Genomic DNA, 24,608 nt, shown 5'->3' with positions numbered 1-24,608 from the left:
GTTTATCGTGAATTCACTCTATACCGCTGAAGGTGTAATGGATAAACACTCGCTGTGGCAGCGTTATGTTCCGCTGGTGCGTCACGAAGCATTGCGCCTCCAGGTGCGTTTGCCGGCGAGCGTGGAACTGGACGATCTGCTACAGGCGGGCGGTATCGGGTTATTGAATGCAGTTGACCGGTACGACGCTCTGCAAGGAACGGCATTTACGACTTACGCAGTGCAGCGTATTCGTGGTGCGATGCTGGACGAGCTGCGCAGCCGCGACTGGGTGCCGCGCAGCGTCCGCCGCAACGCGCGCGAAGTGGCGCATGCGATGGGGCAGCTGGAACAGGAGCTGGGGCGCAACGCGACGGAAACCGAAGTGGCGGAACGTCTGGGCATTCCTGTTGAAGAATATCGTCAGATGTTGCTCGATACCAATAACAGCCAACTCTTCTCTTATGATGAGTGGCGCGAAGAGCATGGCGATAGCATCGAGCTGGTGACGGATGAACATCAGCAAGAAAACCCGTTACACCACTTACTGGAAGGGAATTTACGCCAGCGCGTGATGGAAGCGATTGAAGCTTTACCGGAACGTGAGCAACTGGTGTTAACCCTCTATTACCAGGAAGAGCTCAATCTCAAAGAGATTGGCGCCGTGCTGGAGGTGGGCGAGTCACGGGTGAGCCAGCTGCACAGCCAGGCCATTAAACGCCTGCGCACAAAACTGGGTAAGTTATAGGTGAGTCATTCGCCTTGGAAATGCCGCACAACGTATTGACAACCAGGAGTTATCATGACGGTGCAGCAATCTAAAAGACGGCCTTTAAGCCGCTACCTGAAAGACTTTAAACACAGCCAGACGCATTGCGCCCACTGTAAAAAATTACTCGACCGCATCACGCTGGTTCGTCGCGGTGAAATCGTGAATAAGATTGCGATTTCCCGCCTCTATACGCTGATGGATGAAGCCGCCTGGCTTGAAGAGCAAAAAGAGTGGGTAGCGCTTTGCCGTTTCTGTGGCGATCTCCATTGCAAAGAGCAAAGCGACTTCTTCGATATTATCGGCTTCAAGCAGTTCCTGTTTGAACAAACCGAGATGAGTCACGGCACCGTGCGTGAATACGTGGTTCGCCTGCGCCGCCTGGGTCAGCATTTGACCATGCAAAATATCTCCCGCGATCTGCTGACGACCGGATACCTGGATGAAAATCTGGAGCCCTGGCTGCCCGCCACCAGTACCAACAATTACCGCATCGCGCTGCGAAAGTATGCACAATATAAAGTCCAGATGCCGGGCGTCATAAAGCAGAAAGTCCGCGCCGGAACAACTTCTGATATATATTAAAAAAGAATAAGATGTAGCGCAGCCGCCTTTGACGTTGCAGGCGATTTCTCTACACTACTCAAAAATTCCACTGTATCGGAGTACTTATGAAATTAGCACTTCTGGGTCGTCAGGCGCTGATGGGGATGATGGCCGTTGCGCTGGTCGCGGGGATGAGCGTGAAAACGTTCGCGGCAGAGAATCTGCTCAACAAAGTTAAAGAGCGCGGCACGCTGCTGGTTGGGCTGGAAGGAACCTATCCTCCGTTCAGCTTCCAGGGTGACGACGGTAAACTGACCGGTTTTGAAGTGGAGTTTGCGCAGGAGCTGGCAAAACACCTCGGCGTTAAAGCCTCCCTGAAACCCACCAAATGGGATGGGATGCTGGCGTCACTGGATTCCAAACGTATTGACGTGGTGATTAACCAGGTAACCATTTCTGACGAACGTAAGAAGAAGTATGACTTCTCCACGCCGTACACCGTGTCCGGTATTCAGGCGCTGGTGAAGAAAGGTAACGAAGGCAGCATCAAGTCCGCAGCGGATCTGAAAGGTAAGAAAGTCGGCGTCGGTCTGGGCACCAACTACGAAGAGTGGCTGCGCCAGAACGTGCAGGGCGTGGACATCCGTACCTACGATGATGACCCGACGAAATACCAGGATCTGCGCGTAGGCCGTATCGACGCCATTCTGGTGGACCGCCTGGCAGCGCTGGATCTGGTGAAGAAAACCAACAATACCCTGGCTGTCGCGGGTGATGCGTTCTCCCGTCAGGAGTCCGGCGTGGCGGTGCGTAAGGGTAACGAGGATCTGCTGAAAGCCATCGATGGCGCCATTGCTGAGATGCAGAAAGACGGTAGCCTGAAGGCGCTTTCTGAGAAGTGGTTCGGCGCAGACGTGACGAAATAAGTCTCAGACTGACAAAAAAAGGCGCTTTTAAAAGCGCCTTTTTTATTTCTCGCGCGTCTGCGTGCATAATGAAATAACAATTGTTTGCGTGACCGGAGGAACCATGTCACTACAGAATTTAACGCGCTTTCCCCGTCTGGAATTTATCGGCGCACCCACGCCGCTGGAGTATCTGCCGCGATTTTCTGACTATCTGGGGCGCGATATTTTCATTAAGCGTGACGATGTGACGCCCATGGCGATGGGCGGAAATAAGCTGCGCAAGCTGGAATTTCTCGCCGCCGATGCCCTGCGCGAGGGGGCGGATACGCTGATCACCGCCGGGGCAATTCAGTCTAACCACGTTCGCCAGACGGCGGCAGTGGCGGCGAAGCTGGGACTCCACTGCGTAGCCCTGCTGGAGAACCCGATCGGGACGCAGGCAGAGAATTACCTGACTAACGGTAACCGTCTGCTGCTGGATCTGTTCAACGTGCAGGTTGAAATGGTCGACGCGTTGACCGACCCGACAGCACAGCTCGACGAGCTGGCGACGCGTCTGGAAGCGCAGGGTTTTCGTCCGTACGTGATCCCGGTTGGCGGCTCGAATGCGTTGGGTGCCCTCGGCTATGTTGAGAGCGCGCTGGAAATCGCTCAGCAGTGCGAAGGCGCGGTAAGTTTATCCTCGGTGGTGGTGGCGTCCGGCAGTGCGGGGACCCATGCCGGTTTAGCGGTCGGGCTTGAGCAGCTGATGCCGGAGGTCGAGCTGATTGGCGTGACGGTTTCCAGAAGCGTTGCGGACCAAAAGCCGAAAGTCGTCACCCTGCAACAGGCGGTGGCTGAACAGCTTGCGCTTCAGGCGAAGGCGGAAATATTGCTGTGGGATGACTATTTCGCGCCGGGCTATGGCACCCCCAATGATGAAGGGATGGAGGCCGTTAAGCTGCTGGCCCGTCTCGAAGGTATTCTGCTTGACCCGGTCTATACCGGTAAGGCAATGGCGGGCCTGATCGACGGCATCGCCCGGAAGCGCTTTAAGGATGAAGGACCTATTTTGTTTGTTCATACTGGCGGAGCGCCTGCGCTGTTTGCCTATCATCCTCATGTCTAAAAATCAGGTAGAAAAATAATAATGCAAGAAAGTATTCAACTGGTTATTGATTCGCTGCCGTTCTTGCTTAAAGGCGCGGTGTTTACTTTACAGCTAAGTATCGGCGGGATGTTCTTCGGGCTGGTGCTCGGGTTTGTGCTGGCACTGATGCGCATGTCCAACATCTGGCCGGTGCGATGGCTGGCGCGGTTTTACATCTCCGTGTTCCGCGGAACGCCGCTTATCGCCCAGCTGTTTATGATTTACTACGGGCTGCCACAGTTCGGTATTGAGCTGGATCCGATCCCGGCGGCGATGATTGGCCTGTCGCTGAATACAGCGGCGTACACCTCTGAAACGCTGCGTGCGGCGATCTCCTCCATCGATAAAGGGCAGTGGGAAGCGGCGGCCAGTATCGGGATGACCCCGTGGCAGACGCTGCGCCGGGCGATCCTGCCCCAGGCGGCGCGCGTGGCGCTGCCGCCGCTGAGCAACAGCTTTATCAGCCTGGTGAAAGACACCTCCCTTGCGGCGACCATTCAGGTGCCGGAGCTGTTCCGTCAGGCGCAGCTGATCACCTCGCGTACGCTGGAAGTGTTTACTATGTATCTGGCGGCCTCGCTGATTTACTGGGTGATGGCGACGGTGCTGTCCGCTCTGCAAAACTATTTTGAAAACCAGCTTAACCGCCAGGAGCGTGATCCAAAATGAGTGCAATTGACGTCAAAAACCTGGTGAAAAAATTCCACGGGCAAACGGTGCTGCATGGCATTGATCTTGAGGTTGAGCAGGGCGAAGTGGTGGCAATTATCGGCCCGAGCGGGTCAGGCAAAACCACGCTGCTGCGCAGCATCAATTTACTGGAGCAGCCCGAAGGCGGGACGATCCGCGTGGGTGATATCACCATTGATACCGGGAAACCCATCAGCCAGCAAAAAGGGCTGATTCGCCGCCTGCGCCAGCATGTCGGCTTCGTGTTCCAGAGCTTTAATCTCTTCCCGCACCGCACGGTGCTGGAAAACATTATTGAAGGGCCGGTCATCGTCAAGGGGGAACCTAAGGAAGACGCCACGGTCCGCGCCCGCGAGCTGCTGGCGAAGGTTGGCCTGGCAGGGAAGGAGACGAGCTATCCGCGTCGCTTATCTGGCGGGCAGCAGCAGCGTGTCGCTATTGCACGCGCGCTGGCGATGCGCCCGGATGTGATCCTGTTTGACGAACCCACATCCGCGCTCGATCCTGAGCTGGTCGGGGAAGTGCTGAACACCATCCGACAGCTGGCGCAGGAGAAACGCACGATGGTGATTGTGACGCATGAAATGAGCTTCGCCCGCGACGTTGCCGATCGGGCTATTTTCATGGATCAGGGGAGAATAGTTGAGCAGGGGCCAGCTAAAGCGCTGTTTGCCAATCCGCAGCAGCCCCGTACCCGTCAGTTCCTTGAAAAATTCTTAATGCAGTAGCATTTTAGCGTTCAATTTGCTCCAGATGCCGCTTCTGGAGCAAATAATCCTCCCTTAAACTCCGTTCTGTTGCTTTTTTATTCCGCCTGAAGTGGATAAGCCATCGCCAAATTAAAGATAATCTGCCTGTGACCGATATTTTATATAAATAATCATGCTAAATGTGTTAGGTTATATTCACCATAATAATGATTATCTTTATCAGAGGCTTCATTCGGCAAGTATGAGGGATATAGACTTTTTCACCTGGCGACGGGAATGCGTCCTCCGGTTTCAGCAAATGACCTGTGCTGACGAGGTATATCAGGAACTTCAGCGACAAACGCAGGCGCTTGAATTCGATTATTATGCGCTTTGTGTTCGACACCCTGTGCCATTTACCCGCCCGCGAACATCCGTCCATTCCAGTTATCCGCAACAATGGATGGCGCAATATCAGTCCGAGAATTATTTCGCCATTGACCCGGTACTGAAGCCGGAGAATTTCATTCAGGGACATTTGCCCTGGACGGATGAATTATTCACGGATGCCCAGCAATTATGGGACGGCGCGCGGGATCACGGTTTACGCAAGGGAATAACGCAGTGTCTGATGATGCCAAATCATGCGCTCGGTTTCCTTTCCGTGTCATGTACCAGCTTACAGGCACACTCGATATCCAGTGAAGAAGTTGAGCTGCGTTTACAAATGCTGGTCCAGATGGCGCTCACTACGCTGTTGCGCTTTGAACATGAGACGGTGATGCCGCCTGAAATGAAATTCAGCAAGCGTGAACGGGAAATTCTGAAGTGGACCGCAGAAGGGAAGACGTCGGCAGAAATCGCCATCATTCTTTCCATCTCGGAAAATACCGTCAATTTCCACCAGAAGAATATGCAGAAGAAATTCAACGCACCGAATAAGATCCAGATAGCGTGTTATGCCGCGGCGACGGGACTTATCTGACTGATATCACGTTCTGCGTGTCAGACGAGAAAACGGCTGAATGCTTTGCATCCAGCCGTTTTTGTTACTGGCGGTAGGCTTGTTTAATTTGCTTAACCGTATTGGCAAAAACAGCGGATTCCGCCTGGTCTTCCATCTGCGCGATCTGTTTTTCCATTTTAATGATCACACGACCAGCATCAGCCTGGCCCATCGCCTGTAGCATAAGCGTCAGCAGCGACTTCAGGCAGTTTACTTCCTGTGCCAGTTCCTGGTTATTCTCGGCAGTGGCAAATTCAGGTGTGCTCATTTATTTTCCTCATTATAAAACAGCGCATGAGCGCGACGATGAAAGTTAAGGCGGCGGAGTATACCACAAGCTATGGCAAAAAATGCAGTGGTTGTTTTTTATACTTGTCGCGCCGCGATTATTGGTCGACGCGGATTATGAAGGTACTCTGTCCAATATGTTAGCGGCAATTAAATGTTTATCCCCGGTTCGTCATTCGTTAATTGTTGTTACAAAAAATCGCGCGCTCTTTTTCGTTTGGGTTAACAACTGTTTTAGTAACTTTTTGAATATCGATGCTAGAAAATAGCGGTAAAAGCCCAGCGGACAAGGGTTTTCTTTCCACTTGCTGTACAGCCTAATTTCCAAAAACGAGACCAGAATCGTATAGCCGATTTTTTAGCGTTTTAATCTTGCATGGAAAACCGTTAATATAAACCCAATTAGCAGTCAGTAGCGTTATCCCTATTCTGGAGACATTTCCTTTGATCAACGTCCTTCTTGTTGATGACCACGAACTGGTGCGCGCAGGGATACGACGCATTCTTGAAGATATAAAGGGTATTAAAGTTGCCGGCGAGGCGTGCTGTGGCGAAGATGCCGTCAAATGGTGTCGCGCTAACTCCGCAGACGTGGTGCTGATGGATATGAACATGCCCGGTATTGGCGGGCTTGAAGCCACGCGCAAAATCGCGCGCATGTTCGTTGATACCAAAGTTATCATGCTGACCGTCCATACCGAAAATCCGCTGCCTGCCAGGGTTATGCAGGCGGGTGCTGCCGGGTATCTCAGTAAAGGCGCCGCGCCGCAGGAAGTTGTCAATGCGATTCGCACCGTATACGCCGGGCAGCGTTACATCGCTTCTGATATTGCTCAACAGATGGCTCTGAGTCAGATTGAACCGGAAAAAACGGAATCTCCGTTTGCCAGTTTGTCTGAGCGCGAATTGCAGATTATGCTGATGATCACTAAAGGTCAGAAGGTGAATGAGATCTCAGAGCAGTTGAATCTCAGCCCGAAAACGGTCAACAGCTATCGCTATCGGATGTTCAGTAAATTGAACATTCACGGTGATGTCGAACTGACTCACCTGGCCATTCGCCATGGTTTGTGCAATGCGGAGTCGTTAATAAGTCAGTGAGTGAAGCGTTCGATTCAAAAGCATTTCTGAAAACCGTCACCAGCCAGCCGGGCGTCTACCGAATGTACGACGCTGGCGGTACGGTTATCTATGTCGGTAAGGCAAAAGATCTGAAAAAACGCCTTTCCAGCTATTTCCGCAGCAATCTTGCCTCTCGTAAAACCGAAGCACTGGTCGCACTCATCCACAACATTGATGTCACCGTGACGCACACGGAAACGGAAGCGCTGCTGCTTGAGCACAACTATATCAAGCTGTATCAGCCGCGCTACAACGTCCTGCTGCGCGATGATAAGTCCTACCCGTTTATTTTCCTGAGCGGTGATACCCATCCTCGCCTGGCGATGCATCGTGGCGCTAAGCATGCGAAGGGTGAATACTTTGGCCCTTTCCCGAACGGTTATGCCGTACGCGAAACGCTGGCGCTGTTGCAAAAAATCTTCCCCGTTCGCCAGTGTGAAAACAGCGTCTACCGCAACCGTTCCCGGCCGTGCCTGCAATATCAGATTGGCCGCTGCCTGGGGCCGTGCGTTGAAGGGCTGGTAAGCGAAGAAGAGTACGCGCAGCAGGTGGAATATGTCCGCCTGTTTTTAGCCGGGAAAGACGATCAGGTGCTGACGCAACTGATTACTCGTATGGAAAAAGCCAGCGCGGCGCTGGAATTTGAAGAGGCCGCACGCATCCGCGACCAGATCCAGGCGGTGCGCAGGGTGACCGAGAAGCAGTTTGTTTCTAATACGGGCGACGACCTCGATGTTATCGGCGTAGCCTTTGACGCCGGTCTGGCCTGTGTTCACGTGCTGTTTATTCGTCAGGGCAAAGTGCTCGGCAGCCGCAGCTACTTCCCGAAAGTGCCGGGCGGCACTGAGCTGGGTGAAGTGGTGGAGACTTTTGTCGGCCAGTTTTATTTGCAGGGCAGCCAGATGCGTACGCTGCCCTCGGAGATCCTTCTAGACTTCACGCTCGACGATAAAACCCTGCTGGCAGATTCGCTTTCAGAGCTGGCAGGCCGCCGGGTGAATGTCCAGACGAAACCGCGGGGCGATCGCGCACGTTATCTGAAGCTGGCACGAACCAATGCCGCCACGGCGCTGACCACCAAACTGTCCCAGCAGTCGACCGTCAGCCAGCGTTTAACCGCCCTTGCTACGCTGCTTAAGCTGCCGGAAGTGAAACGCATGGAATGCTTCGACATCAGCCATACGATGGGTGAGCAGACCGTGGCGTCGTGTGTGGTCTTTGATGCGAATGGCCCCCTGCGGGCAGAGTATCGTCGCTATAACATCACCGGCATTACGCCCGGTGATGATTATGCCGCCATGAACCAGGTGCTGCGCCGTCGCTATGGTAAAGCGATTGAAGAGAGCAAAATCCCGGACGTTATCCTTATCGACGGCGGGAAAGGGCAGTTGGGGCAGGCGAAGGCGGTATTCGAATCGCTCGACGTAGAGTGGGACAAGAACCATCCGCTGCTGCTAGGGGTAGCGAAGGGGGCAGATCGTAAGGCTGGCCTGGAAACGCTGTTCTTTGAGCCGGAAGGCGAGGGCTTTAGCCTGCCGCCGGATTCCCCTGCGCTGCACGTGATCCAGCATATTCGCGATGAGTCGCACGATCATGCCATCAGCGGGCACCGTAAAAAACGGGCGAAAGTGAAAAATACCAGTACCCTTGAGACGATTGAAGGCGTCGGGCCAAAACGTCGCCAGATGCTGTTGAAGTATATGGGCGGATTGCAAGGATTACTCAACGCCAGTATGGAAGAAATTGCAAAAGTGCCGGGTATTTCGCAAGGGCTGGCAGAAAAGATCTACTACTCGTTGAAACATTGAGGGCTCTGTAGCAACATAGAGCTAAATTTTACTGACAACAGACAGTTACCGTCATCATGCGATTTAATATCCCTACGTTGCTCACTCTCTTTCGCGTTGTGCTCATTCCGTTCTTCGTCCTGGCATTTTACCTGCCGGTCGTCTGGGCGCCTTTTGCCTGTGCGCTTATTTTCCTGATCGCTGCCGTGACGGACTGGTTTGACGGTTATCTGGCGCGTCGCTGGAACCAGAGCACCCGCTTTGGCGCGTTCCTCGATCCGGTTGCGGATAAGGTGATGGTAGCAATCGCGATGGTGCTGGTGGCGGAACATTATCATACCTGGTGGGTGACGCTGCCTGCCGCGACCATGATTGGACGTGAGATTATTATCTCTGCCCTGCGCGAGTGGATGGCGGAGCTGGGTAAACGCAGCAGCGTGGCGGTGTCCTGGATTGGGAAAGTTAAAACCACTGCGCAGATGGCGGCGCTGGTGTGGATGCTGTGGCGTCCGAATGCCTGGGTTGAGTGGGCCGGCATTGGTCTGCTGTGGGTTGCGGCGGTGCTGACATTGTGGTCAATGCTGCAATATTTGAACGCTGCGCGCGGTGATTTGCTTGAACAGTGATCGTTTCGGCTTAATTTTCAGCAAACGATCCTGAGATGCAAAAAATAACGTTGACTCATAACGTCATATCAGTAGAATGCAACGCATCGAACGGCGGCACAGTTAGCCGGACGATAATGAAATCAAGTGGTTAGGAAGTCGTTAAATAGTTACTTGATGACATGCGGGAATAGCTCAGTTGGTAGAGCACGACCTTGCCAAGGTCGGGGTCGCGAGTTCGAGTCTCGTTTCCCGCTCCAGATTAAAGCATCGGCAGTTTGCGGGTGCAGGTCGAAAGACAACAGATTTAAGGCGCGTTAGCAAAGCGGTTATGTAGCGGATTGCAAATCCGTCTAGTCCGGTTCGACTCCGGAACGCGCCTCCACTTTCTTCCCTGGCCGGATGGTGGAATCGGTAGACACAAGGGATTTAAAATCCCTCGGCGTTCGCGCTGTGTGGGTTCAAGTCCCACTCCGGCTACCATGGGAAAACTAGAATAAAATCAATGATAAGCAGTGTCGTATAAACCACCGAAAGGTGGTTTTTTATTGCCTAATTTTCGCCATTCACCATTCTTTCGCCATTACGTTTCGCCATTCGAGAATTTTTTTACGGTGAAGTACCTAAGTACAAGTTAAATTTTACTTCAGGTTATTCGTTCTTGCTCTATGATGGTATACGTGTAATTTAACGAGAAGCCGAACTCGATATTCATACAAGTAAAATATCTCTCTAAGCATAAAATTTAAGGAGAATTTTAAATGCGTGCCTTTACTTCAGTAGTTTTGTTCCTTTGTTGTATTCTCAATCCAGTCCATGCTGAAGGCTGGTACATCAATAAACGTGGTGAACCAACAGTCATGTCAGATGATGGCTATTGGTATATGCTTCTTTCAAAGTCTATGAAAGGTGATGTGAATGCCTACCTGTTGCCTCGTAACGGTATCGAATGTAAAGCTTCTGGCAGTTCGTCAAGCATGTATGTTAATGGAACTAAATTGCGTTGGTGGCAGAACTGCGACCCATCTATGGGAATGTATTGGTACGCTTATACACAAGCAGGAATAAATCACCTAATTGGTGAATTCATGCGCCGTCAAACAGTCACCATCCGTGACGGTAGCTTAACAATTGTTTTTTCTGCGGTAGGCTTTAATGACAAAGCTCGACAGTTCATCGACGATGTAGCTGATCCTGGTTTATAAGATGTTTCGCGTCTTCAAGTTTGAAAAATACAAGTAAGAGCACCCTTCCTCGATTTTGAAGATGATAACTGGATCTGATTATTAGAATGAGAATGATTATCTGAAGAGTCTTGGTTCTTATGTGTATTTGAGGAGGGCATTACTGCCCCCCGACCACCGGTACTACAGAAATTTTTCGGTTATATCTCGCCGTTTGTGATGCATTTTTATGCCCTGAAATTTCCTGCTTCTCGTGAAGTGTTCCTTTCAGATCGGATATCCCTTTAGCTTTCAGATCATGGAACGTGAAGTTAAACTCAAGCTCAGAAAATTTTTCAGCAGCTAACTTTTTAGCTTTCATCCACTGCGCATTAAATGCATCTCGTGTGTAACGAGACCCTGACTGCTGGTGGATAACGTACAGACTTACCATGCCACTATTTAACGGAAGGGAATCGGCCAAGGTAATCGCTTTCGATAGGCGTGCTGTCCAGGCCTTAATCTGACTCACTGCCGTCTTGCTTTGCTGAATTAAAATGCCTTCATCAAGTATCTGACTCTTTTTAAGATCAAGAATGTCACCTTGACGTGCGCAGCATAAATACGCCAACTCCATGGCAATCTTCACTGGTAATGACGAAACGCTGAATAGAGCATCATATTCTTTGTCCGTGACGTACCGTGTGCGCGCCTGCTCCTTAAATTGCTTCACACCATGGCATGGATTCATCTTCACCTTGCCACGCTCATATGCCCACCTGAACACCCTCGACATAAACGCTTTCTCTCGGTTCGCCTGAACCCTGCTTTTAACACCTCTCTTATCCATATACTTCCTGATATGCTCAGGCTTAATGTTGTCTGGCTTCATCTTCCCGAAAACAACATTTACTTTTGAACCATATTTTCTGTAGTCCTTTCTGGTTTCGGTGGCCAGTTCATGAAAGTCGCCCGAGTTAAAGAACTCTTCACAAAGTGCGTGAAAGTTGGAACCTGCCCTGATATCGTTGATGAAGTTTTCATAGGCAGCCCAGACCTGAGACTTAGTAAGATCGCGATTGCACAATCTCACAGTTCTGCCGTCTGGCGTTCTGAACTCATAGGCTGATTTGCCCCGGCGAACGCGGGGCGGCATCCAGTTATCTTCCGGGTTTTTGCGGATTCTAGGCATTACATGTCCTTAAAGTTTGGTTCTTCTTCCTCTGGATTGTTGTCTACCTGCTTCAGGCCAGCTGGATTAGTTACATGATCCCATGTAGTTCCCGGCCTGCCATCTTTACGTGGTACAAAAAATACACCGCTTTCTTTCAGCGCTCTGCACTGAAGGGAAGGGCGGCGATAACCAGTAAGTTGATAGAGGTCATCAGGGGTAAGAAAACGTTGGCTTTGTCCGCTCATCGTATAGCTCTCCACTTAACCGGCTGCACCCGGCAAAATATCAATCAGTTTTTAAAACGCTGAATGCCATGAATACTTCTAAGGTGAATCTTCTGTAGAATTTTACGAACCCACAATAGAAAACATATGTCATCAGTAGCATAGATAAAGTTGATAATATGTTAAATCCAAACATTTCGTCTGTTAGGGTATTAATTACAAGTCTGACGAAAGCTACCCAAAAGAACAATAAAAATACCAAGCACACGTTCCTGCAAAATCCATATAATGCTACATAATTCTGTATTTTAGGCTGATGGTTGGAGGAGTGTTCATATGAGTAATGGTAGGCTAATCTAAAAAGATCACCTTGTAAGGCATAACCATTTTTAAGTTGAGATAAATCTACTGAAAAAATCTTCTTATAAGACTTTTCCAGCATGCTCCATAGCGGCGAAGCTAACTCCTTTGTAAGCTCTCGGGAGTACAGTTTATAAAAAGTAATTCTATCAAGAATAAATACTGGTAGTAATATCGTCTTAATTATTAGATACTTAGTTGTTCTGCCGTAATCTTTTTTGACTTCGTCTTTGAAATCATTATTTAACTCCCAAAAAAGATAGATAGAAGGGTACTGTAATGTATCATTCATATACTTTTCAACTAGAAAAGCAGAGCATATTGCTATTGCATGGCCAATGATATATGCAAGTATAACAATTGAAGAATATCCCAACAAACTGAGAGAAGATTCCTGTGCGATTGCAGTTTTCTTTAGTTGGATGATTACATCCCAATCCAGAGTGATCCCGCAAAAATATAGAAGATATAAAAACAATCCTCCTGGTATCAGGTAGCCAAGAAAATCATATATTGAAAAGGGGTTCTGGTTCATATCTTTTCACTCCCAAAATTGTGTTTGCTAGGGGGCAACACTATAAACGATCTACCTCACGAAGTTTATCTACTATTTTTTTTCGATTGGATTACGTTGTAAGTAACCGATTGATTTATTCATAAACCATTAATGTTCTTGATTTAGGCTTGTGCGTGTTTAAGCGACGTAGTATCCGCAACCTGCGCCGCCACGTTAGTACGGAGATTACGCAGTTCCAAAACAGCTACCTGCACTGCATAAGCGAACATAGCAGCAGGGCGGTCACTCACTTTTTCACTATCTCGTTGCATGTTGACAGCAATAGTCATCAGTTCATCCAGCTGTTCACCGGTCATTGGTTTATTGACTGTCATGATTTTGCTCCTGCTGCAATTTGTGTTGCTTAACGAAGTGGGCCACAGCCTTTGACTGGCTGGCGACAATGGTTTTGTCATCCATGTCCAGCCAAACGGTTTTACCGCGATACAGTGAGGCCCGACCAATTTCCTTACCATCGAGCATCACATACAGAGATCGTCCGCGAATTTCTGTTGTCGGTACTGGTTGTGACAAGCGATAGAGTTCACGTGCTTCAGCAATGGCTTTATGTTCGTCAATAATCGACAGCGCCTCGGCTAGGGCAGTGCCTTCAAGAGTGAAGACACCTTCATCACTGATCGTGGCCTGAGCCATCAGCTCAACGAAACGGCGCGCGTTCTTTACGCTCAGCACTGGCGCGATAGAGCTACGGGTAACTTTCGTTTTCCCCTGTGCAGCCGCTACAGCTTTATCGTGTTGGAGTACTTTCCCGGCCTGTTCGCCATACTCCATAACGCGATCAACCGCGACATCGACTGAAACAGCACCGGATTTAACCTCCTGCTGAACGTCATGGTTCGCCGTGCTGAGGAGCAGCAGCTTTTCGACGGTGGCCACAGACTTATTCACCAGCTTTGCTATCTCGCTGGTGGTCTGGTTAAAGGCGTTATGTAGCTCCTGAATAACAGCTGCCTGTTCCATATCGGATAGCGGAAGCTGGTTATTACTGGTCATGATGCGGGCCAGGCGCTGAACATCGTTACCGTTGAACGGCATGATGTGGATGCGGTCTACTGGCTTACCAGCTTCTGCACAACGCGCATAGCAGCGACGACGACGGTGGCCTTCAACAACCCACACTCCACCTTCATCACGGGCGATAACCTCCAGCGGGGGAACGGAGCCACCGTTCATCAGGTAGTTGAAGAGGTCATCATCTGCCTGGCGGGTACGTTCATCATCTTCGCGTTTGTTGAAACCTTCCCGCACATGGATTTGATCAAGGCTGATAAACATCCCGGTGTCGGTGCGCTTGATGGTCCCGTCACGTGTCATTTGCTTGAATGAGTTAGCCATCAGAGAGCCACCTCGTTATTTTGGGAAATGACGATGGGTGACAGCTCACGCAATTCTCGCTGGGCTTCCAGTAAATGCATATTGGTTCTGGTCTTCGTGTAGCGTTCAACAATGCGGTCACACTCTTTGGCCCAGCTTGCGACATCTTCACGCAGAGTAGCGTTCTGAAGAGCCAGTTCTTTACGCTGCGCCATCGCTTCGCAAAGCGCTACGCTTGTATAGTCCAGGCGGTTAGCCAGTTCGGTCATAATTCCGCGATAAGCTGGCGGAAGGAGAGGGGCGGCCTTACCCGCTGCGTCGATCAGCTGCTCCCGGGTCATGCGTGGTTGTAACTCGGTGACGTTCTGTGTGTTCGTCATGGATAGTTTCTCCGTGTTATACGCGCTCTGCACAGCGCTGAATTTTGGTTGCACGAATCCCTCGCCGACTGGCGACAAAAAATAATGGGGTTTCGTTTTAATAAGCACCCAACCAGAGCACTTAGTGAAACGGGCGGCTGCCACCGCCAGTCAGCTTCTCCACAATTGAGAGCGCGTTCTCCTGAGTTGATTTAACGACTACGGCCTCTCAAGTTGAACGCTGAACGCGCTTTCAGTTGTGAAAAAGGGGCGGTCGACATTAAGGACATTCAAAACTGCCGACCGCCAAGACTACACACAGCATCTGGTACCGTTACTACGGTTTACCACCTTCCTAACGTGATTCGTTTGTGGTGGCTGGTGCTGAACTTCAGCTCAGTGGCGCGGTGTTTCAATATCGTAACCGCCCGTTCCATCCGCGTTTGATCAGTCCGTATGCTCGCTTAGAACGTTTCGCCTGCTTATCTTTTCTCAACCGTTTGACGGTCAGCCCCGTCATTCACCACAACTGAAAAAGAGCGGTCCACCTTCACCATGCTTTGCCTGCCACCATTGGGATTGGTTACTACAGTAGTCGAAGGGTACAGTTTTTCATGCCCGCGCTCTTTCAGTTGCATCCTCGTCTCTTCCGAGGTGTCACACCTGATCGCCACGCTGGTGAAACGTCTCTGGCCGTCGTACTTGCCTGGCTTGCACATTCTGGCTACCCGCTGGATCTGGATATTGTCTTGCAAGGAATCCCCGGACCGCTGCGGCACATGTGCCATATGCCGTACTACTTACTACCACACCAACACAGGTAACTGTCAGTACCAGTGGTGTGATTCAAACGTAGGATATCTTACTTTGGTGTGTCAACACTAAAAGTAGGAAAACTTACATTAAGGATGAAAAAAAACCGACACGAATGTCGGTCTTAAGAGGGGAAAGATATTAGAGGTCAGTTACTACTTGTTTTACCACACCGACAATTTTGCAGTTACCATTGACTTCCATTACGCGGTAGTTAGGGTTTAACGGTACCAGGTATTTTAATGGCCCATCAATAACAAACTTTTTGAGAGTGGCCTCAGCAGAACCAACAATCTGAGCGACAACAATTTTGCCATTAACTTCTTGTGGGCTGCCGTAATCGGGGTCCACCACAACAAAGGAGCCTTCAGGAATACTTGGTGCTCCATTCGGGTTTGTCATAGAGTCGCCACGAACACGTAATGCAAAACCTTCATCAGATAAGTTGGCAGTGGTGAATATCCATTCGGAAATATCGTCCTCAGTAATGGGAGCACCACTTTCTGTCCATTCCCCAGCTTGAACCCAAGATAGGATAGGAATTTTCTTTACTCCAAATTTCTCAGTCGGCTTGTAAAGAATTTCGTCACAGTCTGGATCACCTTGTCCGGTAATAATCCACTGAGGGTTAGTTTTTAAGGCAGCCGCCAGCCCCTGTAGGTTAGATCCTCCAGGTTCATAATCACCAGACTCCCATCCTGTGACTGTTACTCGGTTTACACCAACCAACTTGGCGAGAACAGCCTGGGTGAGCTTTAGCTCTTTGCGTCTTGCGCGGATGCGTTCATTCATTTTCATGTAGGCAATCCTACCATTTTATGATGTAGGAATCCTTGACCTTTAAATGTAAGATATCCTACTATCATGGTGTGTGTTTCCCTTACATTTGAGGCAAAAATGAAAAAAGATGATGTGGTTTCTTACTTCGGCAGCGTGGGGAACGTAGCCAAGGCTTTAGGGATTTCCCATGCATCAGTATCTGGGTGGGGTGAAGTAATCCCAAAGGGCAGGGCATTCGAGATTCAGGCACTGACTGCTGAAAAGCTGAAAGTTGATCCAACCCTTTACGCTAAGCCTAATCAAAACGCTGCTTAATTTTAACTACCAAAGGAAAAACAACATGGTAGAGCCAAGCCTGAAAGAAGTAGTTAAAGCGATGTGCAAAGCGTATCCAGGAGGCCGTGAGGCTATGGCCGGTGCTCTTGGCATGTCAGTAACGCAGTTCAACAACAACCTGTATGAGAAGAACGGCTGCCGTTTCTTCGAAGTGAACGAGCTGGAGGCGATGGAAGACATCTCGAATACGTCCCTCCTGGCGGATTACTTTGCCCGTCGCCGTGGTGCGCTGCTGGTGGACGTTCCTCAACTTGAAGACCTTGATCGTGTCGACCTGTTTGATCGTGCCATGAGAACGTCAGCAGCGCGTGGACGTGTTGATACCGTGATCCAGAGAGCTCTCGAAGATGGAGTAATCGAACGTCATGAAGCTGAAGAAATCAATGAATACCACCGCCGTCATCTGGCAGCGCGTGAAGAAGAGATCCGCGCGATTGTCGCGCTGTTTAGCCGTAAGAAAAGCCAAAAAAAGTGACGCCCGCGAGTGTGCAGCTCCGGGCGTCGTGGCGTGTCGTATTCAGTGGAGAAACTAACGCATGAACAGTTTAAACCGATTGAGACCAGCGAAGCAATTCAGATGCCTTCCACTGGTAGGGAAAGATTCCCCGTTCGGCTATGTGGAGAGATTAAACAACCAGGCGGATGAGAACAACTACCAGCCTGTGAACGCGATGGTAGAGGCATTTGCACTGATGAACGAGAAGGGGCGTGAGGAATGGCTGAAGTTGACCGGCGATTCAGAGACCACAGAGGCATCACCGTCCACGTCATCAGATGGGAGCCCGAGACTCGACGCGTTATATACCTCCGCGAAGGGTACGATCATGAGTGCTTCAGCCCTCTTGAGCAATTCCAGCGTAAATTTACAGAGTTAAAGGACGACCATGAGCACTAAATTAACAGGTTACGTTTGGGACGCTTGCGCCGCTTCTGGCATGAAGCTGTCCAGCGTTGCCATCATGGCGCGTCTGGCAGACTTCAGCAGTGATGAAGGGGTTAGCTGGCCTTCCATTGCTACCATCGCGCGCCAGATTGGTGCTGGTGAGAGCACGGTACGCACAGCTATTTCTCAGCTGGAAAAAGACGGTTGGCTGACTCGCCAGCAGCGTCGTAAAGGCAACCGCAATGCATCGAATGTTTACCAGCTCAATGTTTCGAAATTACAGGCAGCTGCCTTTTCTCACCTGTCAGAATCTGACGCGTCAAAATCTGATGCATCAAAATCCGACCCGTCAAAATTTGATGCGTCGAAAAACAGTAATAATGGCAGTTTTCACCCGTCAGAATCTGGTGGGGATCCGTCAGTAAAATCAACTACTGATCCATCAGATAAAAAACCTAATTGTCAGGTTGCGTCGCAACCCGACACTGCATGTGTCAATCAGGTTGATTTGATAACTGGTCAGGCAGTCTTAATCCTCAACCATCTCAATGACGTTACTGGTAAGACATTCCGCAAGGGGAAAAGCTCCCTGGATAATATTCGCGCCAGACTTCGAGAGAACTTCACACACGATGAGTTGCTGTTGGTTATTGATTACAAGCACGAGCAGTGGAAAGAGACGAAATACTACGAACACATGCAGCCAACAACTTTGTTCAGGCCGACGAAGTTCGAAGGATATTTGCAGAACGCGTTGCGCTGGAATAGCAAAGGCCGACCTAAGCGTGAGGACTGGGACGCTGTCCGCAAACAAGATCCATTGAAATTCGGTCAGCCAGACAAAGTCATCCCGGCAGGTTTCAGAGGAGCGAACTCATGAGCCTTCTGAAAGATATTCAAATTTTCATCGCTGAAAACCCTGGGTTAACTAACAAACAGATTGCAGCTTCAATGCCTCAATACCGCCTTCATGCTGTTCAGCGCGGTGTATGCCATCTGGTCAAATTGAATCGCGCAACACGGCAGCATAACGGTAAGTGCTACCAGTATTTTGCCAAAGCGCCGGCTGGTGACGTTAGCGAGGGGCGTTCTGCACTGAAAATTAACCGGGCAGATACACCAGTTGTATCGGAACAGGAAGAAGCGCCGAATCCAGCTGTAACCAGGATGATGGATAAGGCTCAAGGCCTGTTTGAAAAAGGGCTCTACCAGCGTGCGGCCACAGTTCTGATGGATGCCTTCAATCGCTCTAAGAACGAAGAGCAGCGGTTGAAGATACTGATTGAGCGTCAGCGTTGCCTGAGCATGGCGCCGAAAGTTAAAGCACCCTCTGATGCATGGTGTCTTGCTGGCCGAGCGAGGAATGTCTGATGAAATACTCACTGATTTACGCTGACCCAGCTTGGCTCTATGACAACAAAGCCAGTAACGGTGCAGCAGAAGATCACTACGACACGATGAAACTGATCGACATGAAGCGCTTGCCGGTTTGGGACCTGGCTGCCGATGATGCAGTTCTGGCTATGTGGTTCACCGGTACGCACACCCGAGAGGCTATCGAGCTGGCTGAAGCGTGGGGCTTTAAGGTCCGCACGATGAAGGGCTTTACCTGGGTGCAGTTCAACCCACTGGCAGAGCAGCACATCAACAAAGCACTTCAGGCTGGCCGAGTGGAGGATTTTTACGACTTCCTTGACCTGCTGAACGCACAGACACGCATGAACGGCGGGAACTACACCCGAGCCAATACTGAAGACCTGCTGATCGCCACCAGGGGGAATGGACTTGAACGCAAGTGCGCCAGCATCAAGCAGGTTATCTACAGCCCACTTGGTGAGCACAGCCAAAAGCCAGCAGAGGCCCGTTTCCGCCTGGAAAAACTTTACGGTGACGTTCCGCGCATCGAACTCTTTAGCCGCTGCGGTGCGCCTGGATGGGACCACTGGGGGAATCAGTCAGTATCACCAGCTGTTGAGCTTATCCCGGCCGTAGCCGTTCCAATGGGCAAACCTCAGGAGCGTGCTGCATGAAAAAACTATCCACAGAGCAGGAAAATGCGGTTCGTGACGTTGCCCGTCAATGCAACGATGCCATCAAAAAAGCCCTAAAGCAGAAGCCAAAGCCAAGCTGGAATGTCGTAGTGCCTCCGATCCTGAAGGAGTACCACGAGAAGGTTAAACCGATGGGCGTAAGCCTGGTGATGTTCAACAGCGTAATCGGACGCCTGAACGGGCGTTATGGAGTCGAGTCATGATCGAATTAACGCCGCGTCAGAATGAAGTGTTCGAAGCTATCAAGGTTCATATCGAAAAGGCTGGCTTCCCACCTACGATGCTGGAGCTTGCCGGATTAATTGGCTGCGCATCACCGAACGCTGCTGTTGCGCACGTGAAGTCACTTAAGAAAAAGGGTTACATCACTGTTGCTCCTGGCGCAGCCAGGGGCATTACCGTCGTCAAAACGGAATGGGATGCAGATCCAGTGACGATCATCAAAGACCTGCTATCCGGTGGAGATAAGGCCAGAGATAACGCTGTTGATTGGCTGAAAAAACAGGGAGTGAGTTTATGAAACTGGTGCTCCCGTTCCCACCGAGCGTAAACACATACTGGCGAGCCCCAAACAAGGGGCCGTTAAAAGGCCGCCATCTTATCAGCGAGAAGGGCAGGGCATACCAGAGCGCGGCATGTGCAGCGATCATTGAGCAACTGCGTTGCTTACCAAAACCATCATCATCACCAGCTGCGGTGGAGATCCTTCTCTTTCCGCCAGATGCCCGCCGCCGCGACATCGACAACTACAACAAGGCGTTGTTTGACGCGCTCACGCATGCAGGCATTTGGGAGGATGACAGCCAGGTGCAGAAAATGCTGGTGGAGTGGGGACCTAAAGTGCATGGCGGAAGGGTAGAAATATCGATAACCAGGCATCAACCAACAATGGGGGGAATTGGGTGAGAGCCATACTGACGCCTGAAATTGCGCCGATGTCCGGGGTGGTTCTGTTCCGCCCTGGTACCGAACTGCTCTGGCTATTCCGTCAGGGAAGGGTAGTTATTGAGCCACCATCCGAAGCCATCCAGCATCTGCCATCTGGATTAATCCCTGAAGCCCACCAGCCCCTGACTGACGATGCCAACATGCAGGCTATTTTCGTTAACGAGAGGGTCATTCAGCGAGCTGGTGGATTGAGTAGCCTTGATGCCTAACTGGAGAGAAAGTTTGAATGCCAGTGGCCTCACACTGACTGGCATGCCAGTGACTTTACGGTAATGCGCCACGCTCCGGGGAGCATTCGTCTTTGCTGGTCGTGTGATAACCATTTACGTGAGCAAACCACTGAAAGACTGGCAGGAATTGCCATGCAGAACCTGGTAAAATGGCTGCTGGAAAGGGTAAATATTGATTTAGGTTTCAGCCCTGACCACACTCTTTCGCTTCCTGAGTTCTGCTGGTGGATGGTACGTAATGATCTGGCTGACCTTGTTCCTGAATCGGTGGCGAGTAAAGCACTCAGAATCAAGCCAGAACAGCACAGTTCAGTGATGAGGGAAAGCGACATTGTCCCGTCATTACCGGCTACGCAAATCTTTCAGGAGAAGGCAAAAAAGATAGTGGCGGTGAAGGTCGATCCTGAAACGCCGGAATCTTTCATGCTGAGGCCAAAGCGCCGACGCTGGGAAAATGAGAAGTACACCCGCTGGGTGAAGTCGCAGCAGTGCTGTTGCTGTAATAACCCAGCAGACGACCCCCACCACCTGATAGGCCACGGGCAGGGTGGAATGGGTACCAAAGCGCATGACCTGTTTGTGATACCGCTGTGCAGAGCGCATCACGACGACTTACACGCTGATCCCGTGGCATTTGAAGCGAAATACGGTGACCAGTTAACGCTGCTGTTTCGGTTTTTAGATCGTGCGCTGGCAATCGGCGTACTGGCGTAAGTGGAGACGCAAATGATCAATCCTTCAGAAGTAGGCAAATCCGGCGAGTTGGTTCGCCTTCGCACTCTCGAAAGTATCTGGGTACAGGGAAAGCTCCGCATGTGGGGCCGCTGGTCTTATATCGGTGGTGGCTCGGGCGGAAACATGTTTAACCAGCTTCTGGCATCCGGGAAAATAACCAAATCCGCCATCAACGATGCGCTGCGCCGCATGAAGAAATCCGGCATCACCAAACCCGAGCTGGAAGCGTACCTGCGAGAAATTGTCGACAGTAAAAACAAAACTGGCCTGGCGTTCTGCTCGGACGAAGAGGGGCTTAAGATTGACGGCGTTATTGCGGCAGTGCTGATGAACGAAGAATACCGTGGGCTGTATAGTGTGATTGTTGATCGTCATCGTCTTCGTAAGAGCAAACTTCAGATGGCTAACGAGCTTAATGCAAAACACCCCGACTGGACCCTTATCACATGCCGCCGTCGCATTGATACATGGGTTAGTCTTGCAGAATCGATCCTTTACGCACCACTTTGTGATGCGTTCGGCACAAATGGCGACAGATTTAAGTTGCAGAGTGAGCAAGAAAGTGCTTAAATTGTGTTAGGCTCGGGACAGTAAAGCGTACTGAGCATCAAAAAATTAGAAACCCGCCCTTGAGCGGGTTTTTTGATTGAATTTTTCGTATAGATTTAACTTCTTCATGTTGTGTGAATCAGGTTTTGAGGTTCCTCATAAAAGTTGTGAGATATCTCAAAAGGACCTCATTTGTGAGGTTTTAGTGCCTTTTATACTTGTCAAATCTGCATCTAACTCGCTATAGTCTGTTTAAATCTTTACCAAAAAGTTTCCTTTTAAAGCCTCACATTGAGGCTTTTCGTGTATTAGAAGACTGGTAGCTACTACATCTTGTATCTCTAAACGCTGATAGGGGCTAGATGTAGACATAACGAGGGATACATCATGGGCGCGACTGAATTTTACAAAACAATGGGCATAACACCCGAAGAGTTACACAAGGGCGAATCTGTAGAGCATTATGCTATGCGTGTATTTGCTCAACAAAACGATCAATCTGTGAGGACTGGAGTCCTGTATTCATATAGTACGGTGAGCGCTTTGGAGCAGACTAATCCGCAATCTCACCAACTGTATACTTATTGATAGCTTGATAACATGCCAAATTGGATAGACGTGTTGGGTGAGATGGGTACTATCGCTCAGCGTACACCAGCGGATGAGGTTCGCCATAAGTACTTACGTGAGTTATCACAGCATACAGGCCGAAATGTAATATCTTATTACTCAGGCTTCCTTCAGAAAGGTGGGCCTGGGTATCAACACCTGATTCAAATGTCGGATGATGATAAGAATGGCCTTATGTCAGCTATCAATGGGCTGGATACAAAGCTAGGGCTGGATATCTTGCTCCACACCCCTGGTGGAGATATTGCAGCCCTTGAATCGATTGGTCATTATCTTCGTTCAAAATTTGGAACGAATATTAGGGCTATTGTACCTATGATTTCGATGAGCTGCGGAACGATGTTGGCCTGTTGTGCAGAGCAAATCGTATTGGGTAAGCAATCGAATTTAGGACCTATTGATCCTCAGTTTAATGGTCTGTCATCACATGCAATTATTGAAGAATATGAAAGGGCTAAAGCAGAGATACTTGCTAACCCGGCAGCGCTTCAATGGTGGCAGTTTACCTTGCAAAAAGTTCACCCCACGCTAATTGGCGAGTGTGAAAAAGCCATCGTTTGGGCAAACGAAATCGTTCAGAAATGGCTCTGCACTGGGATGTTTGCTGGTCAGGATGATGCTGAAGAAAAAGCTAAACGAATTTGTGATGAGTTGAATAACCATCACACCACTTATGCGCATGCGAGACATATTCATCTTGATAAAGCCAAGAGTATCGGTTTGAATATCGTTGAGCTTGAGGGTGATCAGACATTGCAGGATTTGGTTCTCACTATTCATCACTGCTATATGCATTCTTTTGGCACTAGCCCAGCAGCAAAAATCATCGAAAACCATAATGGTAGTACGATGATGTGGAACATCTGTTAACCACGCTTCCAAAATTCTTCAAGGCCACCTTCGGGTGGCCTTTTTTATATCCCCTCGTTCTGAGAGGACTCACGGCAATAAGAGGGGGCTAAATGTCCGATCCTGTTTCTGGTACTACGGCAGCGGCTTGTGGTTGGTAGAAGCTAACGCTCTGGTTGTACAAGTGAAGCAATGATACCTGTCACTTGATACCTTGGCCTAATATCCTTATGTTGTAGGTTTGCCAGCACAGCATAAGGACACAAGCATGACGGATGCCTATGAGAGAAGGCGAACTCAGACCTTCACAGTTCAAGAAATAGATGACTTCGATACGGATTTTGCACACCATTTGGAGCAAAGTGAACTCGCAGAAAGGTTAGGAACAGAGCTGAAGGTGATACATGTTGATTGGGACGAATCCCGACACATCAAAGATCTGCCTCCTGGTGTAGAGCCCGAATTTTATGATACTTATGTCGTATATGCGGATAAGTTGAATCCCTTCGCTGTCATCTTCACTCAGGATGATGACTACTCAGATTATTACAGGCTACGCCGCCCCGAATCACTTGAAGATTTGAATGAGGACATATCTTACTGGGCTAATAATTAGGCCCGAGAAGTAAAAAAGTGTTCTGTTAGATAATTATAATTCACCCAAGGCTGCCTGAAGGCGGCCTTTTTTGTTTCAACCCGCGCCACGCTCGGCGCAATTCAACCACAGAGCCTTTCAGGGGTGAGCCATAGGGAACGGTCAGTGTGACTGTCTCTGTGGGCTGATCATTCCTGATGGCCTTTGACAGAGTGAATTTTTTCATCGGTACTATAGTTAATCTGGCATTCGATAATGCTCTCGATACATAAAACACTGGGTGGGGATACACCTACATCGCAGAGAAAACTGCATGACCCATGACCAGCTGCTCATTGCTGGTCTTTTTTTTCCGCCATTAGCTCAACTGGAAAGAGCACGGAGCTTCTACCTCTGTGGTTCGGGGTTCGAATCCTCGATGGCGGACCAGTGTCCAATTCGTTAAGCGAGGAAGTTTCTCAACTCTGATTTATGCGCTATTTTTTTATTGTGGTGAATCCCCCTATGCGGAGGGGCGTTC

The 24,608-nt window shown here is 49.9% G+C and carries 33 protein-coding genes, 4 tRNA genes and 1 pseudogene; 28 read left to right on the top strand and 10 right to left on the bottom strand.

Going from position 1 to position 24,608, the window contains the following annotated elements:
* The first annotated feature begins 7 nt into the window (after positions 1-7).
* From ACOTXD_RS15010 to sdiA, 7 genes are all read left to right on the top strand, one after another.
* Positions 8-727 carry an RNA polymerase sigma factor FliA gene (locus tag ACOTXD_RS15010; RefSeq protein ID WP_003859623.1) on the top strand — a complete coding sequence of 240 codons (720 nt, stop codon included), beginning with the start codon at positions 8-10 and terminating at the stop codon, positions 725-727.
* Positions 728-781: 54 nt separating this feature from the next.
* Entirely contained in the window at positions 782-1,333 is a 552-nt protein-coding gene (fliZ, locus tag ACOTXD_RS15005) for a flagella biosynthesis regulatory protein FliZ (protein ID WP_061856521.1), read from the top strand.
* 86 nt (positions 1,334-1,419) lie between these two features.
* A complete protein-coding gene (tcyJ, locus tag ACOTXD_RS15000) occupies positions 1,420-2,220 on the top strand; it encodes a cystine ABC transporter substrate-binding protein (protein ID WP_003859627.1) in 801 nt (266 codons plus the stop codon).
* A gap of 103 nt (positions 2,221-2,323) precedes the next feature.
* Positions 2,324-3,310 (top strand): D-cysteine desulfhydrase, encoded by a 987-nt coding sequence (gene dcyD, locus ACOTXD_RS14995; RefSeq protein WP_048208438.1) that lies wholly within the window; start codon positions 2,324-2,326, stop codon positions 3,308-3,310.
* A gap of 21 nt (positions 3,311-3,331) precedes the next feature.
* Complete coding sequence (gene tcyL, locus ACOTXD_RS14990; protein WP_003859632.1) at positions 3,332-4,000, top strand: cystine ABC transporter permease; 669 nt, start codon at positions 3,332-3,334, stop codon at positions 3,998-4,000.
* On the top strand, positions 3,997-4,749 hold the full coding sequence (gene tcyN, locus ACOTXD_RS14985; protein WP_003859634.1) for an L-cystine ABC transporter ATP-binding protein TcyN: 753 nt from the start codon (positions 3,997-3,999) through the stop codon (positions 4,747-4,749). The genes tcyL and tcyN overlap by 4 nt, the downstream gene beginning before the upstream one ends.
* A gap of 223 nt (positions 4,750-4,972) precedes the next feature.
* Positions 4,973-5,695: a transcriptional regulator SdiA gene (gene sdiA, locus ACOTXD_RS14980; protein WP_003859639.1), complete on the top strand. Its 723-nt coding sequence runs from the start codon at positions 4,973-4,975 to the stop codon at positions 5,693-5,695.
* A 64-nt stretch (positions 5,696-5,759) separates the two neighbouring features.
* On the opposite strand, the gene ACOTXD_RS14975 is transcribed toward sdiA, so the two are convergent.
* Together ACOTXD_RS14975 and ACOTXD_RS14970 are read right to left on the bottom strand one after the other, a co-directional pair.
* Positions 5,760-5,984: a DUF2594 family protein gene (locus ACOTXD_RS14975; protein WP_003859644.1), complete on the bottom strand. Its 225-nt coding sequence runs from the start codon at positions 5,982-5,984 to the stop codon at positions 5,760-5,762.
* On the bottom strand, positions 5,971-6,051 hold the full coding sequence (locus tag ACOTXD_RS14970) for a hypothetical protein (RefSeq protein WP_418235935.1): 81 nt from the start codon (positions 6,049-6,051) through the stop codon (positions 5,971-5,973). The genes ACOTXD_RS14975 and ACOTXD_RS14970 overlap by 14 nt, the downstream gene beginning before the upstream one ends.
* A gap of 397 nt (positions 6,052-6,448) precedes the next feature.
* Between ACOTXD_RS14970 and uvrY the strand changes: the two genes are divergently transcribed.
* From uvrY to ACOTXD_RS14935, 7 genes are all read left to right on the top strand, one after another.
* Positions 6,449-7,105 (top strand): UvrY/SirA/GacA family response regulator transcription factor, encoded by a 657-nt coding sequence (gene uvrY / locus ACOTXD_RS14965; protein WP_003859647.1) that lies wholly within the window; start codon positions 6,449-6,451, stop codon positions 7,103-7,105.
* Positions 7,102-8,934 carry an excinuclease ABC subunit UvrC gene (gene uvrC / locus ACOTXD_RS14960; RefSeq protein WP_045337574.1) on the top strand — a complete coding sequence of 611 codons (1,833 nt, stop codon included), beginning with the start codon at positions 7,102-7,104 and terminating at the stop codon, positions 8,932-8,934. The genes uvrY and uvrC overlap by 4 nt, the downstream gene beginning before the upstream one ends.
* A 56-nt stretch (positions 8,935-8,990) precedes the next feature.
* A complete protein-coding gene (gene pgsA / locus ACOTXD_RS14955) occupies positions 8,991-9,539 on the top strand; it encodes a CDP-diacylglycerol--glycerol-3-phosphate 3-phosphatidyltransferase (RefSeq protein ID WP_003859652.1) in 549 nt (182 codons plus the stop codon).
* Positions 9,540-9,702: 163 nt separating this feature from the next.
* A tRNA-Gly gene (locus ACOTXD_RS14950) sits at positions 9,703-9,778 on the top strand.
* Positions 9,779-9,829: 51 nt separating this feature from the next.
* Positions 9,830-9,903: transfer RNA gene (locus tag ACOTXD_RS14945), tRNA-Cys, on the top strand.
* 11 nt (positions 9,904-9,914) lie between these two features.
* A tRNA-Leu gene (locus ACOTXD_RS14940) sits at positions 9,915-10,001 on the top strand.
* Positions 10,002-10,279: 278 nt separating this feature from the next.
* A complete protein-coding gene (locus tag ACOTXD_RS14935) occupies positions 10,280-10,723 on the top strand; it encodes a hypothetical protein (protein ID WP_032634721.1) in 444 nt (147 codons plus the stop codon).
* A gap of 139 nt (positions 10,724-10,862) precedes the next feature.
* Here ACOTXD_RS14935 and ACOTXD_RS14930 read toward each other — a convergent pair whose 3' ends face one another.
* From ACOTXD_RS14930 to ACOTXD_RS14895, 8 genes are all read right to left on the bottom strand, one after another.
* Positions 10,863-11,873: a tyrosine-type recombinase/integrase gene (locus ACOTXD_RS14930; protein WP_048208443.1), complete on the bottom strand. Its 1,011-nt coding sequence runs from the start codon at positions 11,871-11,873 to the stop codon at positions 10,863-10,865.
* A complete protein-coding gene (locus ACOTXD_RS14925; protein ID WP_072207491.1) occupies positions 11,873-12,100 on the bottom strand; it encodes a DUF4224 domain-containing protein in 228 nt (75 codons plus the stop codon). Before ACOTXD_RS14925 ends, ACOTXD_RS14930 begins: the two co-directional genes overlap by 1 nt.
* Before the next feature lie 40 nt (positions 12,101-12,140).
* On the bottom strand, positions 12,141-12,974 hold the full coding sequence (locus tag ACOTXD_RS14920) for a hypothetical protein (RefSeq protein WP_058652863.1): 834 nt from the start codon (positions 12,972-12,974) through the stop codon (positions 12,141-12,143).
* 143 nt (positions 12,975-13,117) lie between these two features.
* Positions 13,118-13,330: a hypothetical protein gene (locus tag ACOTXD_RS14915; protein ID WP_048208446.1), complete on the bottom strand. Its 213-nt coding sequence runs from the start codon at positions 13,328-13,330 to the stop codon at positions 13,118-13,120.
* On the bottom strand, positions 13,317-14,351 hold the full coding sequence (locus ACOTXD_RS14910) for a chromosome partitioning protein ParB (protein WP_048208448.1): 1,035 nt from the start codon (positions 14,349-14,351) through the stop codon (positions 13,317-13,319). The genes ACOTXD_RS14915 and ACOTXD_RS14910 overlap by 14 nt, the downstream gene beginning before the upstream one ends.
* A complete protein-coding gene (locus tag ACOTXD_RS14905) occupies positions 14,351-14,710 on the bottom strand; it encodes a hypothetical protein (RefSeq protein WP_226868919.1) in 360 nt (119 codons plus the stop codon). The genes ACOTXD_RS14910 and ACOTXD_RS14905 overlap by 1 nt, the downstream gene beginning before the upstream one ends.
* A 461-nt stretch (positions 14,711-15,171) precedes the next feature.
* Positions 15,172-15,327, bottom strand: a complete 156-nt coding sequence (locus ACOTXD_RS14900) for a hypothetical protein (RefSeq protein WP_164552231.1) — start codon at positions 15,325-15,327, stop codon at positions 15,172-15,174.
* 316 nt (positions 15,328-15,643) lie between these two features.
* On the bottom strand, positions 15,644-16,300 hold the full coding sequence (locus ACOTXD_RS14895; RefSeq protein ID WP_032634713.1) for a LexA family protein: 657 nt from the start codon (positions 16,298-16,300) through the stop codon (positions 15,644-15,646).
* A gap of 99 nt (positions 16,301-16,399) precedes the next feature.
* On the opposite strand from ACOTXD_RS14895, the gene ACOTXD_RS14890 reads away from it, so the two are divergent.
* The 14 genes and pseudogenes from ACOTXD_RS14890 to ACOTXD_RS14825 all read left to right on the top strand — a co-directional run bounded on the left by ACOTXD_RS14890 (position 16,400) and on the right by ACOTXD_RS14825 (position 24,517).
* Entirely contained in the window at positions 16,400-16,597 is a 198-nt protein-coding gene (locus tag ACOTXD_RS14890; RefSeq protein ID WP_032634882.1) for a Cro/CI family transcriptional regulator, read from the top strand.
* A 25-nt stretch (positions 16,598-16,622) separates the two neighbouring features.
* Positions 16,623-17,093, top strand: a complete 471-nt coding sequence (locus tag ACOTXD_RS14885; protein WP_032634711.1) for a YmfL family putative regulatory protein — start codon at positions 16,623-16,625, stop codon at positions 17,091-17,093.
* Positions 17,094-17,333: 240 nt separating this feature from the next.
* Complete coding sequence (locus tag ACOTXD_RS14880) at positions 17,334-17,513, top strand: DUF4222 domain-containing protein (protein ID WP_063945205.1); 180 nt, start codon at positions 17,334-17,336, stop codon at positions 17,511-17,513.
* Positions 17,503-18,381, top strand: a complete 879-nt coding sequence (locus tag ACOTXD_RS14875) for a conserved phage C-terminal domain-containing protein (RefSeq protein ID WP_048208454.1) — start codon at positions 17,503-17,505, stop codon at positions 18,379-18,381. The genes ACOTXD_RS14880 and ACOTXD_RS14875 overlap by 11 nt, the downstream gene beginning before the upstream one ends.
* Positions 18,378-18,872 (top strand): hypothetical protein, encoded by a 495-nt coding sequence (locus ACOTXD_RS14870; protein WP_006809182.1) that lies wholly within the window; start codon positions 18,378-18,380, stop codon positions 18,870-18,872. The genes ACOTXD_RS14875 and ACOTXD_RS14870 overlap by 4 nt, the downstream gene beginning before the upstream one ends.
* Complete coding sequence (locus ACOTXD_RS14865) at positions 18,872-19,531, top strand: MT-A70 family methyltransferase (protein WP_048208456.1); 660 nt, start codon at positions 18,872-18,874, stop codon at positions 19,529-19,531. Before ACOTXD_RS14870 ends, ACOTXD_RS14865 begins: the two co-directional genes overlap by 1 nt.
* Positions 19,528-19,755 carry a hypothetical protein gene (locus tag ACOTXD_RS14860; RefSeq protein ID WP_032659073.1) on the top strand — a complete coding sequence of 76 codons (228 nt, stop codon included), beginning with the start codon at positions 19,528-19,530 and terminating at the stop codon, positions 19,753-19,755. Before ACOTXD_RS14865 ends, ACOTXD_RS14860 begins: the two co-directional genes overlap by 4 nt.
* Entirely contained in the window at positions 19,752-20,072 is a 321-nt protein-coding gene (locus tag ACOTXD_RS14855) for a LexA family transcriptional regulator (RefSeq protein ID WP_045617017.1), read from the top strand. The genes ACOTXD_RS14860 and ACOTXD_RS14855 overlap by 4 nt, the downstream gene beginning before the upstream one ends.
* Complete coding sequence (locus ACOTXD_RS14850) at positions 20,069-20,458, top strand: RusA family crossover junction endodeoxyribonuclease (RefSeq protein WP_045325138.1); 390 nt, start codon at positions 20,069-20,071, stop codon at positions 20,456-20,458. Before ACOTXD_RS14855 ends, ACOTXD_RS14850 begins: the two co-directional genes overlap by 4 nt.
* Positions 20,455-21,444, top strand: a pseudogene (locus ACOTXD_RS14845) (DUF968 domain-containing protein). The gene ACOTXD_RS14850 and the pseudogene ACOTXD_RS14845 overlap by 4 nt, the downstream one beginning before the upstream one ends.
* A gap of 12 nt (positions 21,445-21,456) precedes the next feature.
* Positions 21,457-22,035, top strand: coding sequence for a DUF1133 family protein (locus ACOTXD_RS14840; protein ID WP_048208460.1), 579 nt, complete (start codon positions 21,457-21,459; stop codon positions 22,033-22,035).
* A gap of 609 nt (positions 22,036-22,644) precedes the next feature.
* The gene (locus tag ACOTXD_RS14835; RefSeq protein WP_241237777.1) at positions 22,645-23,514 is read left to right on the top strand and encodes an SDH family Clp fold serine proteinase; all 870 of its coding nucleotides are present in this window, start codon (positions 22,645-22,647) and stop codon (positions 23,512-23,514) included.
* A gap of 247 nt (positions 23,515-23,761) precedes the next feature.
* Entirely contained in the window at positions 23,762-24,109 is a 348-nt protein-coding gene (locus ACOTXD_RS14830; RefSeq protein WP_048208463.1) for a hypothetical protein, read from the top strand.
* 331 nt (positions 24,110-24,440) lie between these two features.
* Positions 24,441-24,517: transfer RNA gene (locus ACOTXD_RS14825), tRNA-Arg, on the top strand.
* Positions 24,518-24,608: the final 91 nt, after the last annotated feature.

Origin of the sequence: Enterobacter cloacae complex sp. CDL013 (assembly GCF_049238805.1) — a bacterium.
GTDB classification, from domain to species: domain Bacteria; phylum Pseudomonadota; class Gammaproteobacteria; order Enterobacterales; family Enterobacteriaceae; genus Enterobacter; species Enterobacter hormaechei_C.
Note: the sequence above shows the minus strand (reverse complement) of the source record. Positions and strands in the feature narration are given on the sequence as shown.

What these genes read in the sequence shown, in the direction of transcription:
- fliZ (WP_061856521.1), top strand. Translation starts at nt 782, where the DNA reads ATGACGGTGCAGCAATCTAAAAGACGGCCTTTAAGCCGCTACCTGAAA.
- ACOTXD_RS14900 (WP_164552231.1), bottom strand. Translation starts at nt 15,327, where the DNA reads ATGCAACTGAAAGAGCGCGGGCATGAAAAACTGTACCCTTCGACTACT.
- tcyJ (WP_003859627.1), top strand. Translation starts at nt 1,420, where the DNA reads ATGAAATTAGCACTTCTGGGTCGTCAGGCGCTGATGGGGATGATGGCC.
- ACOTXD_RS14855 (WP_045617017.1), top strand. Translation starts at nt 19,752, where the DNA reads ATGATCGAATTAACGCCGCGTCAGAATGAAGTGTTCGAAGCTATCAAG.
- ACOTXD_RS14920 (WP_058652863.1), bottom strand. Translation starts at nt 12,974, where the DNA reads ATGAACCAGAACCCCTTTTCAATATATGATTTTCTTGGCTACCTGATA.
- ACOTXD_RS14870 (WP_006809182.1), top strand. Translation starts at nt 18,378, where the DNA reads ATGAGCCTTCTGAAAGATATTCAAATTTTCATCGCTGAAAACCCTGGG.
- ACOTXD_RS14830 (WP_048208463.1), top strand. Translation starts at nt 23,762, where the DNA reads ATGACGGATGCCTATGAGAGAAGGCGAACTCAGACCTTCACAGTTCAA.
- sdiA (WP_003859639.1), top strand. Translation starts at nt 4,973, where the DNA reads ATGAGGGATATAGACTTTTTCACCTGGCGACGGGAATGCGTCCTCCGG.
- ACOTXD_RS14935 (WP_032634721.1), top strand. Translation starts at nt 10,280, where the DNA reads ATGCGTGCCTTTACTTCAGTAGTTTTGTTCCTTTGTTGTATTCTCAAT.
- tcyN (WP_003859634.1), top strand. Translation starts at nt 3,997, where the DNA reads ATGAGTGCAATTGACGTCAAAAACCTGGTGAAAAAATTCCACGGGCAA.
- ACOTXD_RS14885 (WP_032634711.1), top strand. Translation starts at nt 16,623, where the DNA reads ATGGTAGAGCCAAGCCTGAAAGAAGTAGTTAAAGCGATGTGCAAAGCG.
- ACOTXD_RS14895 (WP_032634713.1), bottom strand. Translation starts at nt 16,300, where the DNA reads ATGAAAATGAATGAACGCATCCGCGCAAGACGCAAAGAGCTAAAGCTC.
- ACOTXD_RS14835 (WP_241237777.1), top strand. Translation starts at nt 22,645, where the DNA reads ATGGGTACTATCGCTCAGCGTACACCAGCGGATGAGGTTCGCCATAAG.
- ACOTXD_RS14915 (WP_048208446.1), bottom strand. Translation starts at nt 13,330, where the DNA reads ATGACAGTCAATAAACCAATGACCGGTGAACAGCTGGATGAACTGATG.
- tcyL (WP_003859632.1), top strand. Translation starts at nt 3,332, where the DNA reads ATGCAAGAAAGTATTCAACTGGTTATTGATTCGCTGCCGTTCTTGCTT.
- ACOTXD_RS14880 (WP_063945205.1), top strand. Translation starts at nt 17,334, where the DNA reads ATGGCTGAAGTTGACCGGCGATTCAGAGACCACAGAGGCATCACCGTC.
- ACOTXD_RS14860 (WP_032659073.1), top strand. Translation starts at nt 19,528, where the DNA reads ATGAAAAAACTATCCACAGAGCAGGAAAATGCGGTTCGTGACGTTGCC.
- ACOTXD_RS14865 (WP_048208456.1), top strand. Translation starts at nt 18,872, where the DNA reads ATGAAATACTCACTGATTTACGCTGACCCAGCTTGGCTCTATGACAAC.
- ACOTXD_RS14850 (WP_045325138.1), top strand. Translation starts at nt 20,069, where the DNA reads ATGAAACTGGTGCTCCCGTTCCCACCGAGCGTAAACACATACTGGCGA.
- dcyD (WP_048208438.1), top strand. Translation starts at nt 2,324, where the DNA reads ATGTCACTACAGAATTTAACGCGCTTTCCCCGTCTGGAATTTATCGGC.
- ACOTXD_RS14925 (WP_072207491.1), bottom strand. Translation starts at nt 12,100, where the DNA reads ATGAGCGGACAAAGCCAACGTTTTCTTACCCCTGATGACCTCTATCAA.
- ACOTXD_RS14910 (WP_048208448.1), bottom strand. Translation starts at nt 14,351, where the DNA reads ATGGCTAACTCATTCAAGCAAATGACACGTGACGGGACCATCAAGCGC.
- pgsA (WP_003859652.1), top strand. Translation starts at nt 8,991, where the DNA reads ATGCGATTTAATATCCCTACGTTGCTCACTCTCTTTCGCGTTGTGCTC.
- ACOTXD_RS14875 (WP_048208454.1), top strand. Translation starts at nt 17,503, where the DNA reads ATGAGCACTAAATTAACAGGTTACGTTTGGGACGCTTGCGCCGCTTCT.
- ACOTXD_RS14890 (WP_032634882.1), top strand. Translation starts at nt 16,400, where the DNA reads ATGAAAAAAGATGATGTGGTTTCTTACTTCGGCAGCGTGGGGAACGTA.
- ACOTXD_RS14905 (WP_226868919.1), bottom strand. Translation starts at nt 14,710, where the DNA reads ATGACGAACACACAGAACGTCACCGAGTTACAACCACGCATGACCCGG.
- ACOTXD_RS14975 (WP_003859644.1), bottom strand. Translation starts at nt 5,984, where the DNA reads ATGAGCACACCTGAATTTGCCACTGCCGAGAATAACCAGGAACTGGCA.
- ACOTXD_RS14840 (WP_048208460.1), top strand. Translation starts at nt 21,457, where the DNA reads ATGATCAATCCTTCAGAAGTAGGCAAATCCGGCGAGTTGGTTCGCCTT.
- ACOTXD_RS14930 (WP_048208443.1), bottom strand. Translation starts at nt 11,873, where the DNA reads ATGCCTAGAATCCGCAAAAACCCGGAAGATAACTGGATGCCGCCCCGC.